Source organism: Candidatus Poribacteria bacterium (genome assembly GCA_021295755.1).
Classification (GTDB): domain Bacteria; phylum Poribacteria; class WGA-4E; order WGA-4E; family PCPOR2b; genus PCPOR2b.
On record JAGWBT010000046.1, the window covers coordinates 1 to 18,222 of the forward strand.

19 protein-coding genes are annotated in these 18,222 nt (G+C 49.5%); 10 read left to right on the forward strand and 9 right to left on the reverse strand.

Annotated elements, in window-relative coordinates:
• The 4 genes from J4G02_08600 to J4G02_08615 all read right to left on the reverse strand — a co-directional run.
• On the reverse strand, window positions 1–412 hold a 412-nt coding region (locus J4G02_08600; GenBank protein ID MCE2394630.1), incomplete at its 3' end, for a heavy-metal-associated domain-containing protein.
• 76 nt (window positions 413–488) lie between these two features.
• Window positions 489–1,079 (reverse strand): 3-isopropylmalate dehydratase small subunit, encoded by a 591-nt coding sequence (leuD, locus tag J4G02_08605; GenBank protein MCE2394631.1) that lies wholly within the window; start codon window positions 1,077–1,079, stop codon window positions 489–491.
• 74 nt (window positions 1,080–1,153) lie between these two features.
• Window positions 1,154–2,239, reverse strand: coding sequence for a Gfo/Idh/MocA family oxidoreductase (locus tag J4G02_08610; GenBank protein ID MCE2394632.1), 1,086 nt, complete (start codon window positions 2,237–2,239; stop codon window positions 1,154–1,156).
• A 109-nt stretch (window positions 2,240–2,348) separates the two neighbouring features.
• Window positions 2,349–3,695: a hypothetical protein gene (locus J4G02_08615; GenBank protein ID MCE2394633.1), complete on the reverse strand. Its 1,347-nt coding sequence runs from the start codon at window positions 3,693–3,695 to the stop codon at window positions 2,349–2,351.
• A gap of 130 nt (window positions 3,696–3,825) precedes the next feature.
• On the opposite strand from J4G02_08615, the gene J4G02_08620 reads away from it, so the two are divergent.
• Window positions 3,826–4,539, forward strand: a complete 714-nt coding sequence (locus J4G02_08620; GenBank protein MCE2394634.1) for an HAD family hydrolase — start codon at window positions 3,826–3,828, stop codon at window positions 4,537–4,539.
• Between the two features lie 27 nt (window positions 4,540–4,566).
• Here J4G02_08620 and J4G02_08625 read toward each other — a convergent pair whose 3' ends face one another.
• Window positions 4,567–5,694, reverse strand: coding sequence for a mandelate racemase/muconate lactonizing enzyme family protein (locus J4G02_08625; GenBank protein MCE2394635.1), 1,128 nt, complete (start codon window positions 5,692–5,694; stop codon window positions 4,567–4,569).
• 454 nt (window positions 5,695–6,148) lie between these two features.
• Between J4G02_08625 and J4G02_08630 the strand changes: the two genes are divergently transcribed.
• The 7 genes from J4G02_08630 (at window position 6,149) to J4G02_08660 (ending at window position 13,316) form a co-directional block, all read left to right on the forward strand.
• Window positions 6,149–7,168, forward strand: a complete 1,020-nt coding sequence (locus J4G02_08630; GenBank protein MCE2394636.1) for an ATP-binding cassette domain-containing protein — start codon at window positions 6,149–6,151, stop codon at window positions 7,166–7,168.
• Between the two features lie 668 nt (window positions 7,169–7,836).
• The gene (rho, locus tag J4G02_08635) at window positions 7,837–9,141 is read left to right on the forward strand and encodes a transcription termination factor Rho (protein MCE2394637.1); all 1,305 of its coding nucleotides are present in this window, start codon (window positions 7,837–7,839) and stop codon (window positions 9,139–9,141) included.
• A gap of 45 nt (window positions 9,142–9,186) precedes the next feature.
• Window positions 9,187–9,396: a 50S ribosomal protein L31 gene (gene rpmE / locus J4G02_08640; protein MCE2394638.1), complete on the forward strand. Its 210-nt coding sequence runs from the start codon at window positions 9,187–9,189 to the stop codon at window positions 9,394–9,396.
• 202 nt (window positions 9,397–9,598) lie between these two features.
• Window positions 9,599–10,429 carry a hypothetical protein gene (locus J4G02_08645; protein MCE2394639.1) on the forward strand — a complete coding sequence of 277 codons (831 nt, stop codon included), beginning with the start codon at window positions 9,599–9,601 and terminating at the stop codon, window positions 10,427–10,429.
• 21 nt (window positions 10,430–10,450) lie between these two features.
• Entirely contained in the window at window positions 10,451–11,521 is a 1,071-nt protein-coding gene (gene prfA, locus J4G02_08650; GenBank protein ID MCE2394640.1) for a peptide chain release factor 1, read from the forward strand.
• Window positions 11,518–12,375, forward strand: coding sequence for a peptide chain release factor N(5)-glutamine methyltransferase (gene prmC / locus J4G02_08655; GenBank protein MCE2394641.1), 858 nt, complete (start codon window positions 11,518–11,520; stop codon window positions 12,373–12,375). The genes prfA and prmC overlap by 4 nt, the downstream gene beginning before the upstream one ends.
• 59 nt (window positions 12,376–12,434) lie before the next feature.
• Entirely contained in the window at window positions 12,435–13,316 is an 882-nt protein-coding gene (locus tag J4G02_08660) for an RNA methyltransferase (protein MCE2394642.1), read from the forward strand.
• A 53-nt stretch (window positions 13,317–13,369) separates the two neighbouring features.
• On the opposite strand, the gene J4G02_08665 is transcribed toward J4G02_08660, so the two are convergent.
• The 4 genes from J4G02_08665 to J4G02_08680 are packed head-to-tail and all read right to left on the reverse strand — an operon-like array spanning window position 13,370 to window position 16,433.
• Window positions 13,370–14,392 carry a DUF3500 domain-containing protein gene (locus J4G02_08665; GenBank protein MCE2394643.1) on the reverse strand — a complete coding sequence of 341 codons (1,023 nt, stop codon included), beginning with the start codon at window positions 14,390–14,392 and terminating at the stop codon, window positions 13,370–13,372.
• Window positions 14,393–14,433: 41 nt separating this feature from the next.
• The gene (locus J4G02_08670) at window positions 14,434–15,204 is read right to left on the reverse strand and encodes an aldo/keto reductase (GenBank protein MCE2394644.1); all 771 of its coding nucleotides are present in this window, start codon (window positions 15,202–15,204) and stop codon (window positions 14,434–14,436) included.
• An 11-nt stretch (window positions 15,205–15,215) separates the two neighbouring features.
• The gene (locus J4G02_08675) at window positions 15,216–15,656 is read right to left on the reverse strand and encodes a GNAT family N-acetyltransferase (protein ID MCE2394645.1); all 441 of its coding nucleotides are present in this window, start codon (window positions 15,654–15,656) and stop codon (window positions 15,216–15,218) included.
• A gap of 36 nt (window positions 15,657–15,692) precedes the next feature.
• A complete protein-coding gene (locus tag J4G02_08680; GenBank protein MCE2394646.1) occupies window positions 15,693–16,433 on the reverse strand; it encodes a phytanoyl-CoA dioxygenase family protein in 741 nt (246 codons plus the stop codon).
• A gap of 112 nt (window positions 16,434–16,545) precedes the next feature.
• Between J4G02_08680 and truA the strand changes: the two genes are divergently transcribed.
• Together truA and J4G02_08690 are read left to right on the forward strand one after the other, a co-directional pair.
• Window positions 16,546–17,280, forward strand: a complete 735-nt coding sequence (gene truA / locus J4G02_08685; GenBank protein MCE2394647.1) for a tRNA pseudouridine(38-40) synthase TruA — start codon at window positions 16,546–16,548, stop codon at window positions 17,278–17,280.
• A gap of 206 nt (window positions 17,281–17,486) precedes the next feature.
• Window positions 17,487–18,222, forward strand: a 736-nt coding sequence (locus tag J4G02_08690; GenBank protein ID MCE2394648.1) for a hypothetical protein, incomplete at its 3' end; no start/stop codon positions are given.

The following is an 18,222-nucleotide window of genomic DNA, read 5'->3' on the forward strand; positions in this document are numbered from 1 at the left end:
CACCGTAGCCTGCCCCTTTAATAGCAGCAATAAGATCCGTGGGCGTCACTTGACCGGGGATGTACGCGATCTTCGCTTTCTCTGTGGCAAAATTTACTGTCGCAGAGACGACGCTTGGTCGCATTTCGTTAAGTGCTTTTTCGACGCTCGCGGCACAGTTGACGCAGTGCATCCCCGTTATAGGCAATTCAATCTCGCCTGTCGCTACCCCGTAACCGATGTCTTGAATTCTTTCAATGATGCCATTTTCGTTCAACACAGACGGGTTGAAAGTGACCGTTGCTCTCTCGGTAGCGTAGTTGACATCTGCCGTTGCGACACCATCCAGTTTCCCCAACTCACGTGCGACAGTGTCCGAACAGTTTGTACAGTGCATCCCTGTTATGGGCAGTGTGACCTGTTTTTCAGTCATAAGGCTCTCCTCCCACGTTTCAGTGGGGGATTGACATAGCGTCAGCGTTAATTATCCCATCACTCCAGTTACGCTGCTAAGTTCCGATTCGTCCTTCATACGCTGAAATTTGCTCATCAAACTGCAACGTCCAGCCAATCTCATCTAAGCCATTCAGCAAACAGTGCTTCTCAAAATCACCAATCTCAAAAGGGTGTGCAGTCCCGTCAGGCTGAACCACCTGCTGTGCTTCCAAATCAATCATCAACCTGTACCCTTCTTGTGCCTCGATCTGTTCCATCAGATCCGCAGTCACATCGTCCGGCAGAGCGATGGGCAGCAGGCCATTCTTGTAGCAGTTGTTACGGAAGATGTCCGCAAATGAAGGTGCGATTACCGCCTTAAACCCATACTGTTGCAACGCCCACGGTGCATGTTCCCGCGAACTACCGCAGCCAAAGTTTGCCCCAGCGACCAAAATACTCGCCTCCTGATAGCGGGGATCGTTCAGGACAAAGTCCGGATTGGGATCGCCATTATCCAGAGAACGCCAGTCATAAAACAGGAACTCTCCAAAACCGGTGCGTTCAATCCGTTTGAGAAACTGCTTAGGAATAATTTGATCTGTGTCTACATTCAATCGATTCAACGGTGCTGCAAGTCCAACATGTTCTTTGAATGCTTCCATTGTTTGTATCTCCTTCAGAAGTTTCAGTGATAATTATGTAACCAAAGTCGTAAAAGGTTGATTAACCTATAAATCTACTCAGCGTTTGGCGGACCCCTATAGCCGATGCTCTCCCAACCAGCTACATCACCCCCCAATAGCCGGTAGGGGTGCGGGACTATCCGCAACGAGCGATCCTCCAACGGCAGAGAAATGCGTTGGTGCCCACTCTCGGCAGATTGTTTTAGCGCGATCGCAATTTCCAACGCTTGGCGGTATCCATGCCCGCTGTCCAGCACATCCCGACCCGTATCAAACGCCTGCATAAGCCACTCAATCCGCCGCGTAAAGAAGTCGTCAGGTGAAGAGGTGTCAAGAAAATCAGGATAAACAGGAGTCGAAGCTGCACCAGTCCCTTGGATAAACACAGGTCTGGGGCTCGTCATCCATACCTGCCCATTTTCCCCTGTGACTGCGATCGGGCAAGAGCCACCTTGCTCCGATGACGCAGGAATCTCACAGACAACGTCCCCTGATAATCCAAGACGACCATAGGCAGGGCAGTCAATCTCAGATTCCGAAACATCAACAGGCGGCCTCCAGCCGGATTCCGGCGGTAACGTCCAGCCTTTGACCCATTCCACCTCCATACCGGTGAGTAGTCGCAGCAGCGTCAATTGAACACAGCCCCCGCCCGATACTTCACGTGGCAGTCCACTCGGAATAGCGGCAGCGGTGAGTTTGCCGATATTACCGGCACCGATCCAATCAATTGTCTCTAACAGATACGGCACTCCTGAGTAGACACTACCACATCCGAAAACGGTGCCTCGCTCACGACAAATACGCAGCATCGCATCCGCTTGAGACAATTCAACTGATATCGGTTTTTCGCATGAGACCACCTTGACGCCAGCCTCTGCGCAGGCGATTATCGTGTCGGGATTGTGCGATGTCGGAAGGATTGCTGAAACGATGTCTGGAACTTCTTTGGCTAACAGGTTATCCAGTGAATCAAAGACAACTTCAACACCATATAGGTCAGCGAAGGTCTGTCTGCGGTCTTTGGCGCGGTCAACCAGTGCGACGATTTCGCAGGCTGGATGATTGGCGTAGGCGTGTAGATACCTGCTACCCCAAGTTCCCGCCCCACCGACAATCGCAACTCTATACTTTTTCATCTTCCAAATATGACTCCTTTGGTCCGAAAAATAAGAAGGTTTATGTCAAAAGAAAGGCAGCTCAGAGAAAATGTAGGGAACAACGATCGTTGTTCCCTACTACCAAAAACTATGAACGGGACGGTTTTCTGCCACCACTAAATGTATCTGGTTTCTGGGTGTCAGAGGGCCAATACCCGTTGGGATCCTCCTGCCACAAATTCCCGCATAGCCCGGAAATGACCCGCCATTCCGCCGCACCGAGATCTGGATCCGGGTGAAACAGAAATCGCTTCAACCCCGCACGTTCGGAGGTCGCCAAGATGTTGTGAAGATCTCTTGCCGTCATAGCGTCGCCGGCATGTGGGCTGCGTCCGGTTGACACCCAAGCGACAGTTTTATCATCATCTCCAATAGCTTCGAGTGCACGTTGAGTTTCGCTCCATACGACCTCTGAGAAGAACTCCTCCGGGAATCCCATCTCCATATCCATCAGCGAGTGAACGCCCGGTAGGTCAATGCCAAACAGCGACTTCACTACTGCAAAGCAATCTTCTTCCGTCAGTCTAGGGTTCCACTCAGAAAGTATCTGGACCCAACGCGCAATCGTTCCGTACATCCCATCGAAGCCCCGGTGCCAGAAGTAGTGCTTAGGAAAGATGTAGTCGAAAAGCGACGCCATCTGTTGATAGTTCTGTCCGGTGAGCGAAGAAAAGGTCGCCGTGCGCGGGATACCGCCCAATTCCACCTTGCGGTCCAGCTGGTCGAGTTGGGTGCGTACAGCCTGCATGTAACCCAACGCGGTTTCCTGACGGGTCCGCAACCAGTAGAGGGCATCTTCGTTGATGTCAAATAGTGTCAACGCTGCCAGCATCCCGCCGGGAGCGTGATACCGTACCAGAGACGGTGTCAGGTTGTGAAGCCGTTCCCCTAAGTGTGCGATGCCCCGCTCCAAGCGGGGAATATCCTTTCCTAAAGCCGCGAAACGGTGCCGCTCATGCTCACGAATTTCGAGCAGCTCCCCGCCGTGATGGAAGGCTAGTTCGTAATGTTGTTCCCCCGGACCATCTATGATAACACCGTGCGCTTGAGGGTAGGCGTTCATCGTGTCCTGAACGCTAGCAGCAAATCCCACCGCGCCATAGGGATCTTCCTCTAACGGTCGTGTCCCACCGCCGCCGGGGACGCTAAAGGTCATAATATGCCAATCGCGCGAAGCGGCATCGTCTAACATGGCGTGCAGCTGTCTCTCTTTCTCCAAATCGCGTGGAGCTTCCGGCGGTGGACTCACCCCGAATGATTTGTATACCTCCGGATCAGGCGCAAAGGTCCGAATCGTTGTGCCGTCATCCTGCATGAACTGCAAGTAACCGAACACGATACCACGCACACCCCCGTCCTCCCAAGCGTCGAATGTTCGCTGGTAGTCGGGCAGCCAGTGTTCGAGCGGGCTATGGGTAAAGATCCACGGTATCATAGGAAACCTCCTCGGTTGAGCATCTTAAACAACTTGACCGTCAATCCTTGAAAAAGTTGTAAACTTTTTCCGGATTTAGCTGTCGAAAAAACAACATAAACCAAGTTGCGCTTTATAGTAAGGAACCTCAATGACAAACGCTATCTTCTTCGATTTCTTTGCGACACTCATCTCTTGGACGCAGCCACTGCGTGTGACTACTCGTAAAATTGCCGATCGGTATCAACTGCGTCTAGATTGGTCTGTCTACGACGAAGCGCGGGCAATTCTAACCGAAGCGTATGAAGCCTCAAAACCGACAGATAACATACGGGATACAATATTCAGACAACTTGATGCCTGCTGTACTTTTCTGAGAAAACTGGGAGTGCGTGAGCATGTAGAACAGATTGCGTGGGAAGTCTTGCAATATGAACATGCCCTTTTTTCGCGTAACAACGCCACGCTTTATGAAGACGTTCTGCCGACCCTTGACCGATTACAGCAGATGAACCTAAAAATGGGAATCATTTCCAACTGGGATACGCCCTTACATGCTATGGTTGAAGAACTTGGACTTGCTCCCTATTTTGACGTGGTCGTCGCCTCCCATGATCAGCGGGTACGAAGTGCGAAGCCGGACGCAGCTATTTTTGAATATGCCTTAAATGCCGTCGGCGTTTCCCCGGAAGAAGCAGTTCATGTTGGGGACTCCTTCGAGGCAGATATCATGGGAGCCCACGCCGCCGACATCCGTGCAGTTCTGTTAGACCGGGACGGAACGCAGACCGGGCGGTGGAGAGAAACCATCCAAACCTTGCATGCGTTGCCGAATCTGTTAAGTGTGAAGCGTGCTTTAATATGAGTTGCTTTGCCTTCTGCCCGTTATCGATCACACGGCGTAAGCGACCGATCCATCTTCGCGCAGCAAAGTTTGACCGGTGTTCATCGGTTGGTAGGGGCGCTGCTCTATCAGACTATCGTCCAACTCCACGCCGAGTCCCGGTGCTTCAGGAATCGGAATATAACCGCCCTCACGCTGATAGCAGGTTTTGTAAACAGCGTTGTTAGGTGATTCGTCGCCCTTGGTGTATTCTTGGGTGATGAAGTTTGGGATGCTTGCGTCGAGGTGTAATGAGGCGGTTGTGGTCAGCGGTCCCAAGAAATTGTGGGTAACAACCGCACTGTGGTAGGATTCAGCGATTGCAGCGATTTTTTTACATTGAGTCAGCCCGCCCGCCAATGCAACATCCGGTCGGACATACTGAGGTCCACCGGCGGCGAGCAATTCACGGAATTCCCAAATCGTTGTCAGACGTTCACCGTTTCCTAAAGGGACGGTCATCCGCTTGGCAAGCTCCGCCTGCGACACGATGCTGTCAATCTGGATGGGATCCTCAAGGAAGTAGATATTAAACGGTGTCAACGCTTCTGCCAAGACAATCCCGTTCATCGGCGTGAGTTTGCGGTGGACTTCGACGATGAGGTCAAGATCGGGACCGCCTCCCTCTCGCGCCGCTGCAACCAGATCGCGAGCGGTCTTGACCAAGCGATCCAACGCCATATCCTGATAGCCACCGACCACCGGATCAAACTTCAGCGCAGTGAACCCTTCCTCTACTGCATCTTTCGCACTCTGAAACATTGTCTCTGGGGTCGGTCCTCCAGCCATAAGATGCAGACGGATTTTGTCACGACAATTTCCACCTAACAGCTCCCATACCGGCGCACCGAAATGCTTTCCCTTGATGTCCCACAGCGCAATATCTACCGCACTGATTGCGCCACAGAGAGCGGTGCCACGAAACGGTCCCATGCGGTAGAGATACTGCCAGTGATGTTCAATGCGCAGGGGATTTTGACCGATTAGGTATTTTTCAAAGGTTGCGACGATTCTCTCGACCGCTTCGGGATAGCCCCAGCAAGCGGTTTGACCGATGCCACTGATGCCGTTATCGGTGTGGATGCGGACCACATAACCGCCACCGATGAAGAAAGATTCGATCTTGTCAATTTTCATGCTGCGCTCCTTGATGGATTGATTTTAAGTAGATCACACCGTGTCTTAAACTGTGCTCAGTATATCAAAAATTGCGGGGCGCGTCAATGGTATTTCAAGGATTGTCGAAAGCAACTGTAAGACCAAGCGTTTTACGACCCTCAAGGAATTTCTGCTACATCGTATAGTCAAAGCGACACGTCTAATCAACCTTATATCTAGAATTTCGTCAAAACGTCAAAATATGCACAGCGAATAAAATCAATACAGAAGGAGTCAAAGCCCTATGTATTCATTACCCCGTCACTTGCTTAAGTTTTCCTCATGATTCGTAACCAAAGCAGCTGCACCGGCGTTAAGGAGAATGACGATATGGAGGGCATCGGGATTTTCATGCAATACTTTGTATCAGTGCTGTAGCTCCAGGCGCGACGACTCCTTGATGAAAAACAGGTTTATTACGGGAGATCAATAGATGATCGAAGTTGAAAATCTCACAAAAAATTACGGACCATTTCCGGCATTGAAAGGAATTTCCTTTCGTATTAACAAAGGCGAGGTCATCGGTTTTTTGGGACCAAATGGTGCTGGCAAAACCACCACCATGCGAATTTTGACCTGCTTTATGCCCGCCAGCAGTGGAAATGCAACGGTCGCGGGATACGATGTTTTCAAGCAATCCTTGGATGTTCGTAAGCACATCGGTTATCTGCCCGAAAGTGTGCCGCTTTATCCAGAGATGACCGTCACTGGCTACCTCAAATTTGTGTCAAAGATTAAAGGCGTACCGCGAAGCAAACGTGCCGAGCGATTAGAGGTAGCGGTTGAATCCTGTAGTTTGACCGAGCGGCGAGGCCAGATTATCGGACAGCTGTCCAAGGGCTATCGTCAACGGGTCGGCTTGGCACAGGCACTGATTCATGATCCAGATGTCATTGTCCTTGACGAACCTACAGCCGGTCTTGATCCCCGGCAGATTATTGAGATCCGTGAACTGATCAAGGCTCTCGGCAACGAACACACAATCATCCTCAGCACACACATCCTCCCTGAAGCGAGTATGACCTGTGAGCGGTTGATTGTGATTAATGACGGTAAAATTGCCGGCGGTGTAAAACTCTCAGAGGGACGTGCCGTTTCTATTGACGCAGGTGATGACGGACACACAGAGTTGGGCGATACGAAAACCCTTTATCTGGAAGTCTCAGGTCCAGAAGCAGAGGTCAAGACCGTCCTCGAAAATCTCCCCGGTGTCAGTCATGTCGAAAGCCGAGGTTTGAACGATAACGTCAATCCAACATTCCACATCAATTATGAACTGAATACAGATATTCGCGCAGCGGTTTCATCAAGCATCATTCAGCACGGATGGAATTTGCTTGAAATGCGTTCCATCGAAATGACGCTTGAGGAACTTTTCTTACAACTGACAGCCGGTGTAGAAAGTGAAACACAAGCGGACGATGATGCAGGTGTAGAGGTGCAGGATTCGTAACCGTTCCCGTTCATTCTCCTCGGGAAAATTGAGCAAAGTTGCTAAGGTTGAAGGCTTTATTCATTCATTTGAATTAGGACTTACGCATGTCCTCTTAAAGTCCCCTGATCAGGGGATTTAAGGGGTTAGATGGAATTAAATAACGACTTTTCAGCAAAATATGCCAATTTTCTGTTCAATTTGCATCAGTCCTATGAATATTTTTACAGTCCTCAAATAAAATACTTGACGTTGAACGATCCATTAATGTATAATTCTAGCGTTAACAGGAATAATTCCCACCGACAGTCGTCCGCCACTATATTTCGTATTATTTTGAATGCCTTCATACACCGATTCGACGCCTCTTCTATGTTACCCGTTTGGGAATTCCTTATAATTCACCACTTAACCAACCGCTATTCTGCGTATCCTTGTCTTTTATCTTAATTTGATCCAACTTTCTTTTCGATAATTTCCCACCACTATGCTGCCAACGATCATAAATTATAGTTTATAAAGGCAAACCGGTGAGTCGTTGCACATCTCTTCCCGAAGTGTAGCGTCAACCGTGGAGTGTCTGCTGCAAATGCTTTGTGCAACTTTGGGTTAGTGTAAAAGATATGAGTGTTAGTCAATCTGCAAGCGGTTAGAATCGCGCAATGAGGAGTAACAAAATTATGGAGAATGTGGACATTGTTAAACTCCAAGAGATGACGATCTCCGAATTGAATGGTATGGCTCGGAAGTTGGGGCTAACAGGATACAGTAGCCTCCGCAAACAAGAGCTTATTGCCCAAATTCTTGGAGCCAAAGCGGAAAGCAGCGGCATGTTGTTCGGAGAAGGTATCCTTGAGATTTTACCAGAAAAATACGGTTTTCTTCGGTCATCAAGCTATAACTATTTGCAAAGTACCGATGATATTTATGTCTCTCCCTCGCAAATACGCAAATTTGACCTCCGTACAGGTCACGAGGTTCAGGGACAGATCCGTCCCCCTAAAAAGGGAGGCGATAAAGATGAGTTTTACTTCGCATTGTTGAAAATTGAAAAAGTCAATGCCGAAGCCCCAACAGCCGCAAAGGATAAGATCCTTTTCGATAACTTAACCCCTGTCTACCCTTATGAGCAGCTAATACTTGAACATAATCCGAAGGAATTTTCTACACGGATTACCGATTTGATGTCCCCGATCGGTAAGGGGCAGCGTGGGTTGATTGTAGCTCCGCCTTACAGCGGCAAAACCACAATCTTAAAAAATATCGCCCACGGTATCGAGGAGAATCATCCAGAAGTTATGCTCATCTTCTTATTAATTGATGAGCGTCCAGAAGAAGTGACAGATGTTTCCCGGTCCATAAAAGGGGAAGTTATCAGTTCCACCTTTGATGAGCATCCGGAACGGCATGTACAAGTCGCGGATATGGTCATTGAAAAAGCGAAGCGATGGGTCGAATATGGCAAAGACGTAGTGATTATGCTGGATAGCATGACACGTCTCGTGCGAGCCTGTAACGTTGTGGCACCGCACAGTGGTAAAACATTGTCAGGCGGTATTGACGCGCTTGCGTTTATGAAACCGCGTCAGTTTTTCGGGGCGGCACGAAAGTTTGAGGAAGGCGGCAGCTTAACGATTATAGCCACCGTATTGGTTGATACCGAAAGCCGAGGCGATGAGCATATTTATGAGGAGTTAAAAGGTACTGCAAACATGGAGATTCACTTAGAGCGTTCTCTGCTAGAACGGCGCATCTTCCCCTCCATCGACATCGGTAAATCGAAGACCAGACGCGAAGAGCTACTGCTCAAGCCAGAGATACTCAGCAAAGCGTGGATCCTGCGCAAATTCATGGGGCAGATGAGCACCGCTGAATCAATGGAACTCCTTGTCGAACACTTAGGAAAAACAGAGACAAATGAGCAGTTTATTGATATGATGATAAACAATACCAAAGCCAACGGTCCCGCCCGCGGTGGACGGTATCAGTGGTAGCGCTGAGTTGACCGTTAAATAAACTGCAAGGAGGTGAAGATCCTCATGAAATCAGATATCCATCCAGAAACAATGGAATGTGTCATCAATTGTGTGTGTGGTGCAACATATACAACCTATTCTACCAAACCTCAAATCCGCGTAGAAATTTGTTCAAAGTGTCACCCATTTTACTCAGGTCAGCAGACAATTGTCGATACGGCGGGACGGGTCGAAAGTTTCCGCCGTAGGTATGGTCTTGCCGATGAAAATTAAATAAGGTTTAGTCATAAATGCCGGCAGAACCCTTCAGAGCACAAGCGTTGTGTAATCGCATCACTGAATTCTTATCGGCTATGAAACATGAGAGGGCAGAGGTCAACTGGTAAATTGTACGAGCGACCATCTGCCCTTCTGAGGTTCTAAAAAAAATCGCAGTGAATAGAAGGTGGAAAAAAAATAACGCATGGGATTTCAAGTGTCTGATAAACATATTGAAGAATACCATATGCTCGGTTACACAGTTTTCCGAAAAATTCTTCCACCGTCATTGATTCGAGATCTGCGACAAGTCAGTGACAGGGCGAAAGCAATTGCCCGTGAGCAAAGCGGTCCCCAAGTGCAGCGTCTCCAGCCCGTTGCAAATTATGATCTTGACCAACAGCCCTTCATTGACTACGCCAATTTACCACCACTGGTTGATGCCATTGCCGAGGTGCTGACGCCGCGTCATCGTCATGGTGATCGAGACCACTTCGGTATTCTGTTTGAACCTGCGGATATGCCATACTGCACGCCGTGGCACCGCGACTGGCGCGATAACGCCGCCGGTTTGCCACTCTCAATGTGGGATGAAGTGTTCACCGACATCAATCATTTCAATCAGATTAATTGCGCTTTGTATGAAGACAGTTCGACGTGGTTTGTTCTGGGTAGCCATCTGAGGCGAGACTTGCCAGCGGAAATTGAACGCTTCCCAGATCGACCCATACCGGGCGTGGACCTTGATGGCAAATCCGTAGAAGAGCGGGAACCACTCTGCCTCGAATATTGTCGCAGTATGCCCGGGGCGATACAGTTGCATCTAGAAGCGGGAGATTTCGCACTTTACCGAAATACACTCTGGCATCTGGGCAACTACGTCCCCTATCGCAAACGGGCAACCCTACACGACAGCGCTTGGACACCTGAGTTTAAGGCGTGGTCCGAGAAAGCACGAACCGAATCGAGCAAACGGCGCGAAGCTGGTTTCGGCATGGAAAATCCAAATCTCAAGGCTACCAATAAAGCAGCGTCAACACCCGTTTAATACTAAAGTGATAACCTAACTATGCTTGAGAAGTTAAAAGAGATAGAAACAAGATATTTAGAAATAGAAAAAGGTTTAGCCGATCCCGCACAAATTGCCGATCAGCAAAACCTGCAAAACCTCGCAAAGTCGCACGCGGAACTTGCACCGATTGTTTCAAAGTATACGGAGTATCAAAAAACAGCGAAAGAGATCGAGGAAACTTCCGCCCTGCTTGAACAAGAGACCGATGCTGAGTTTATTGCCTTTGCTAAGCAAGAGCTGGACGGGCTCACCGAGCAGAAAAACAACTTAGAAACCGAGTTGAAGATCTTGCTCATCCCGAAGGATGCGAACGACGAAAAGAATGTGATTGTGGAGATCCGCGCGGGAACAGGGGGTGAAGAAGCAAGTTTATTTGCCGGCGAGCTTTTCCGGATGTACTCAAGATACGCTGATCAGAAAGGTTGGAAAGTAGAACTGCTCAACTCCAATGCAACCGGCTTGAAAGGCTTCAAAGAGATTATTTTTTCGATTAACGGGAACCGGACATATAGCCGGCTAAAGTTTGAAGGCGGTACACACCGTGTGCAGCGCGTCCCCACAACGGAAGCCAGTGGTCGCATCCACACATCCGCGGTGACTGTTGCCGTCTTGCCGGAGGCGGAAGAGGTTGATCTCAAGATTGACGCAGAAGATTTGCAGATTGAAACGTTCCGTTCATCAGGACCAGGCGGCCAGAGCGTCAATACAACCGATTCAGCGGTACGAATCACATACATTCCTACAGGGCTCACGGTATCCTGCCAAGATGAAAAATCTCAACATAAGAACAGAGCCAAGGCAATGAAGATTCTGCGATCCCGTCTACTTGAGCAGATGCAAGCTGAACAGGATGCCGAACGTGCGCAAACGCGGAGATCTATGATTGGCAGCGGCGATCGAAGTGAAAAAATTCGCACGTATAACTTTCCCCAGAATCGGGTGACAGACCATCGTATCGGTCTAAGCGTTTATCAGTTAGATGCAGTTTTAGATGGAGACATCGACACTTTCATTGATGCCTTGATAGACGCTGACCAAGCAGAGCAATTAAAGAACTTATCGTCGTGAAAACTTGGCACGTAATCGATCTTATCGAGTGGACGGCAGAGTACTTTGAACGTCACGAAATCCCTACCCCGCGATTAGACGCGGAATTGTTGCTCGGACACCTCCTGCAAAAGAGCCGTTTACAACTCTATCTCTCCTTCGAGATGCCTGTGTTCCAAGAGGCGCTATCGAAATTTCGGGAGCTAATCAAAAAACGGATAGCGCACACTCCTGTGAGTTACCTTACCAACCACAAAGAGTTTATGTCACTGGACTTCTATGTAGATTCGCGTGTGCTAATTCCGCGACCCGAGACAGAGACTCTAGTTGAGACAGTATTACAGCATCAGCAGGAGCCTTGCCGGTTCGTGGATATCGGAACAGGTTGCGGCGCCATTGCGATTAGTTCTGGTCATCACCGTCCTGATTGGGAGTTGATTGCCACAGATTTCTCAACGGAAGCCTTAGCAGTTGCCCAGCAGAATGCACTCACTCACAACTGCGCAGATCGACTCACGTTCCTGCAAGGCGATCTGTTTGAACCCCTGCAAGAACTACCCAACTCCCGTTTTGACTGGATTGCTTCCAACCCGCCTTATGTGGGCACAGACGAGGCGTCAACCCTTCCCTTGGATGTACGAGAGCACGAGCCGGAAATCGCGCTCTTTGCTGGCGCTGATGGCCTTGACATCATTCGGCGTATCGTAACAGACGCGCCACAGTTTTTGAATTCGGAAGGGAAACTCATCTTGGAAATCGGTTGCAACCAAAGTCACCCTGTTCAAGACCTGATTCAATCGCAACCCGCATATAAGCACTGTGAGGTTATCAAAGATTATGCTGATATTGAGCGCGTGGTTCTCGCTAGTGTTTAATGATTAACCATTCGGATTCTTTTTTCTTTCGCTTTCATGCGGTGCAGGAGAACAGCGTCTTGCAGAAACACAAACCCATATCGCCCCAGCACCATTCCGTTATTACCAGCGTCAACAACCAGCGAATCGTCGCTGCTCGCAAACTTCAGACACGCAAGCACCGTCAGCGCCAAGGACGCTTCCTAGTCGAAGGCTTTGAAATCTTGCATCTGGCACTGGATGCCGGGATACAACCGATCGAAGTTTTCTATTGTGAAGAACAATGCGGTGAAAAGGCAATACAGCAACTTCTCAATCGCTTGCGAAAAGCCGGTGCAACCCTTGCCCCCGTGTCAACTCAGGTCCTGCATACACTATCAGCTGCCGCCGGCAACGTATACGCCGCCCCCCATAAAGCACCGCCCCATGTCATACAGACACATATTGTGGCAACTTTCGCCCTCTTTGAGGTGTCATTTCAGGACATCTCTTTGACCGGCGATGAACTAGTCCTTGTTCTTGATGGGACACAAACGCCAAGCAATCTAGGGATGATTCTCCGTACTGCAGATGCCGTTAGGGCTGCAGCCGTTTTTCTGATCCCACCCTGCGTGGACATCTTTCACCCTAAGTCTGTAAGGGGGAGTCACGGTTCACTGTTCAGCGTCCCTCTTGTAGAGACAGCTGACATTCCAGGGCTTTTTAGATGGCTGCATGAAAAAGGATTCAGAACGATGGGAGCGGATCCGCATCTCGGCAAATTCTGGAATCAGGAAAACTGGAAAGGTCGAGTCGCCATAGTTCTGGGGCATGATGTGCGAGGTATATCCGATGCGGTGCGTGCGCAGGTCGAAGGGTGGGCGCGGCTGCCAATGACAGGCAAGGTAGAATCGCTCAACGTGGCAGTGGCGGGTAGCGTGCTGATATATGAGTGGTTTCGGGCGAACCGGCTCGAATCATAAAACCGTGCGAAGAATCTGCGCCTCCGCACGGTTCATCAGTGTCGAACTCCGTTTTAGGCGTGATGGTGTCCGTTCTGATAGTGGGAACGGAGCAGATCTATACCGAAATCATCTTCGATATGTCGCCAAACGGTGTGGATATGGTTGGCGCTGTTTTGCGTGTTATCATATTCCACAAAGAAGAAGGGACCGTGAAGCCGGTAGTAATGCGGCTGTCCGCGATTCGCCGGTCCTGCCCAAGCAAAATGGATATCGTTTATACCTGCATCGCGCAGTTTCTGCCCCTCAATTTTCGCTAGCTGTTCAGGAAGCCGATCGATATACGTGTCAATAAGCTGCACCAAAACTTCACGTTGTGCGGTTGTCATTGATTCGACTGCCAACCCTTCAGCGGCATCAAGTTGGACTTTTGGAACATCTCGCGTCAGGATATCCGCAGGTGCCGTTTCGTGGATAACCGTTTTGCTGCTCTGATCCGGAGTAAGAGATCCCAAAAGTTGTCTAGCAAGATCCTCTTCTGCGGACAATATACGCAGTCCCTTGTCGGGACCATGCCGAACCTCTGCCGGATTGGATCCAAAGAAGAACGGATTCGGCGTAATCAACTCCCTGTTCACAACGGTAAAATGGAGTGAAACATGGTGCCCCTCCGCTCGCCAGCCCCAGGGACCGTGGTTCGTCGGATCTCCAAAAACACTGAAGGCGTAGAGTTCGGGATCTCGGATAAGTTGTGCAACCCCTTCCATCCGTTCCTGCTCACCGAGCGTGGCTTCCAAATCAATAATCGCTGTTGCCTTTTGATAGCCCGTCTGGCTTAATCCGGTGGCAAGCAGACCGAACGCCGCATCCCGTTGCTTCTGGTTCATTTCTTGGAGATATATCCCTTTGCGATTGAACATCTCACGTGGGATGTAGTGCCAGCGTTGACGTTCACCGTCTTCAAACGCGAATTCCGTCTTCCGCCTTAACTCCGGTGTCAAGGTGTCTAAAAAGTTCGCGCAGGCAACTGCCATCCGCTCAGCTGTCTCGGAAGCCGGGATCACTGTAGGTGAAGCGTTATGCGTATGTTCTGTCATGTTGAAACCTCCTTTGAGAGGTGAAAAATTCTCATGGCTTTTCACGCAACCTTGCGCAGACGTCGCCTCGCATGTTCACGCGCGATCCGTATATCAAAATCAATCTCTGACCGGTTAGACATGCCGAGATTGATGCCGTGTGCGATTTCCAGCTCAAATCCCCAGCGAATCCAATCTTCAAGTTCTGACTCAGGGAGGTCTCCTGCTGCGATGACCTTCATAATACTGAGCCCTTTTCCGAGGTCATAAGCTCGCTGGAGGTACCCAAGGTGCCGATCAAACGGACCGCCTTCCAACATTCTGCCCTCCTTGTTCGCTGTTGCCAAGATGACCTGAATCTCAGGGTGATCAATGACGGCGTCCATCACCGGTCCCGTGAAGAGGTGCGTCGAGCAACCGATGACACGGACAATTCCCTTACTTTTGGCATCCAGAAATGCTGACATGGCTCCCTCCCGTGATTCCAAATCTTCAGGCGAGGAAACGCCATGCAGCAAAAGCACATCGATGTAATCTGTCCCCATTTCTCGGAGAGAACGTTCGATACTCTTGCGAGCACCGGCATGATCCTGCGCTCCCGTTTTCGTTTGGATGACCACTTGATCGCGCGCAAGTCCTTTCAGCGCTGCACCCAGATGTGGCTGGCTGCCATACCCTTCAGCCGTATCCCAGAAGGTGATGCCCTGATCAAATGCCTCGCGTAACAGGCTGCCGCCCTCTGCGTAACTCGCACAAACTCTATTGAGATGCCCTGCACCAAAGCAAAGGCGCGAGATTTCGAGTCCTGTGTTCCCGTATTCAAGACGTTCCATGTTGTCCTCCTTCATTCCAAAAGCCCGTTCTCCTTATACCATTCGGCATTCGGATAGAGAGCCATGACGGATTTATGTCTCAAGAACCCCAGTTTTCTATAGAAGTCTTCCTGCCCAATCACGCAAGCGAGAAGCACTTTTTCGGCGGATAACCTCTCGAACATCGCGTTCATGATACGTGTCCCTATCCCTTGTCGCTGAAATTCCGGCAGAACGACGATATCACAAATGAAAGCGAAGTATTCCCCATCAGACAATGCCCGTCCGGCGGCAATCAACTGAGTACCATGATATACGAAGCAGCAGACCTGGCTCTTCTCGTAAGCATGTTGTAGCCGCTCCCGATCGTATGTGCCCAACGGTGCCAAGCGGTACACTTCTGCCAATTCTGTCCAATTAACAGAATCGGTTGAATACGCAAGCGTAATGTCGTCCATGTTGATTTTTTTCACTCTTCCATCCAAGGCGTCAAAAACTGTTTCCCCTCCTTACCCATCCGAAGGTTCTTCATCATACCGTTTCCCATCTTTCGCAATCCAAAGCCGATCCGTAAAGGGTTCGTTATTTCTTGCGTTTCTCGTATGAGCCGGTATATACTGAATAATATACGCTTTGCGGACGCCCTCCGTCAGGTTAGGACCACTTCGATGAAAAAGTAACGATGAAAAAACTGCCATACTTCCCTTTTTCAGCGGTACGGCAACCCCCGGATTGTCGCCGGAGTATCCGACCTGTCCTAACACCGTTCGATTATGCGGTTGTGTGCCGAACTTATGAGTTTCGGGCAGCACCCAGATACAGCCATTTTCCAGCGTTGAATCACTAAGTGCCAGCCAGCAGGTATAATATTGTTCCGGATCGACTGGTGTATATCCATTGTCCTGATGCCACGGAAATTCCTGGGGTGTTTCAGGATATTTGAAGACCGCCTGATTCCAGTAGAGACGGACATTTGGACCGATGAGATCCGTTGTCAGTTGGACAAATTTATCCTGTTTGACGAAGGATAGAATCTTCTCGTTTTTTTCCGCAATGAAAGAGGTAAACACAATCTCGTCCGGGCGGCTAATCCCCTTTCCACCATCCGCTTTAAGTTGTTGGTTTGCTTCGTCAACATACCTTTCAATCTCATCGGTGAGATTGTCGATCTCCGCCTCACTGAAGATATCTTCAAGGACGAAAAATCCCTTTTCTTCAAACTGTTCTTTCTGTGCTTCACTGATCCGCATATTTTCCCTCTGTGAATGTAGGAACTAATTTCACAATAGTTTAGCATTGCAACCCAAAAGAATCAAGCGGAAAACATGATGTGCGGAACGTATTGCCGGGCTATAAATGACGATGCGAAATATCAAGCTCACAATCGAATACGACGGCACAAACTATCACGGCTGGCAGATTCAGCCTAACGCGATAACGATTCAAGCAGCCATCCAAGACACACTCGCAAAAATTACTAAGACACAGACACAAATCATCGGCGCAGGGAGGACGGACACAGGAGTACATGCCGCCGGTCAGGTTGCCAATTTCCACACCCATTCTCAGATGCCATTACTTTCATTTCAGAAGGCACTCAACGCCACTCTGCCGCGAGACATCGTCATTATTGATGTGGAAGAGGTCCCGCCAGATTTCCACGCCCGATTCAGTGCGGTGAGCCGTACCTATAGGTACACAATTCTCAACCGCGCATATCCCTCTGTACTCCTACGGAATAATGCCTACTTTTTCCCCGATCCAATTGACGCACAAGATGCAGACATAGCCTGCCAATCGCTGGTCGGGGTGCGAGATTTTTCTTCTTTCCAACGCTCCGGCAGTGAGCGAATCAATCCAATCTGTGAGATTTACGAATGTCGATGTTGGCAGGAGGAAGATTTGGTCTATTTTCAGATTGAGGCAGACTCCTTCCTGCGCGGTATGGTTCGCGCCATTGTCGGTACTGTCTTGAAACTGCGCAACAGAGAAGATGGTGTCAATCAATTGTACCAGATTCTCAATGCACGGGATAGATCCGAGGCTGGGGCTTCCGCACCGCCACATGGGCTGTCGCTCCTATCCATAAAATACTAATATTCTTGTGTAAAATGGGTAAAATTTCATACAGCACTAAATCGGAAAATAAACTCGCACCAAACCGTCACCAGCTGGTAGGGTGAATTTGCCCAATTCCGTGCAATTAAGGCGTTCTAAACTCGGAAAATGAGACTTTTGGACTGGCATATAACCTGCAATACATGACAAGACTCGATAATTCAAAGTAAAGGTATGAACTTGTCATGAAATTGCCAACGATTGCCATTGGATCTCACCGGGTGAGCCGCTTGATTATTGGGGGCAACCCATATAGCGGCATTTCCCACCATTCCCTTGCAAAGTCGAAGGAGATGGAGGATTACTACACCGCTGATCAGATTATGGCAGATCTGCGCGAAGCGGAACGGTGCGGAATCAATACCGTACTTGCGCGGGCGGATCGCCACATCATGCGGATACTGAATGAGTACCGAAACGCTGGCGGAAAGATTCAGTGGATTGCACAGACGGCGAAAGGGAATGAATATACCGATCTGGCGGCGCATATTCGACTGATTGCCCGTTACCAACCAATCGCTATCTATCATCACGGGGGAACAACAGATCGGCTCTATGATGAGGGAAAACTGGGCTCCTTGCACGATGCGTTGAAACTGATTCGAGATTTGGGGTTTTCCCCCGGCATAGGAACGCATGAGCCTCACATTATGAAACAGTGCTACCACGACGAATACGATGTTGATTTCTATGTCTGCGCGCTTTACAATCATACCCGTCATCGCGAGATGTATCTCGACGCAGATCGGGAGGCAGCAATTGCAGCAATTCAAGCTGTACATCTTCCGGTGATCTCGATTAAAGTCCTCGCCGCAGGCAGAAGTAAGCCACTGCCAGCGTTTCAGTTCGCACTCGAACGTATCAAGCCGATTGACGCGATGGCGGTTGGGATGTATACAAAAGACCATCCCAATCAGATTT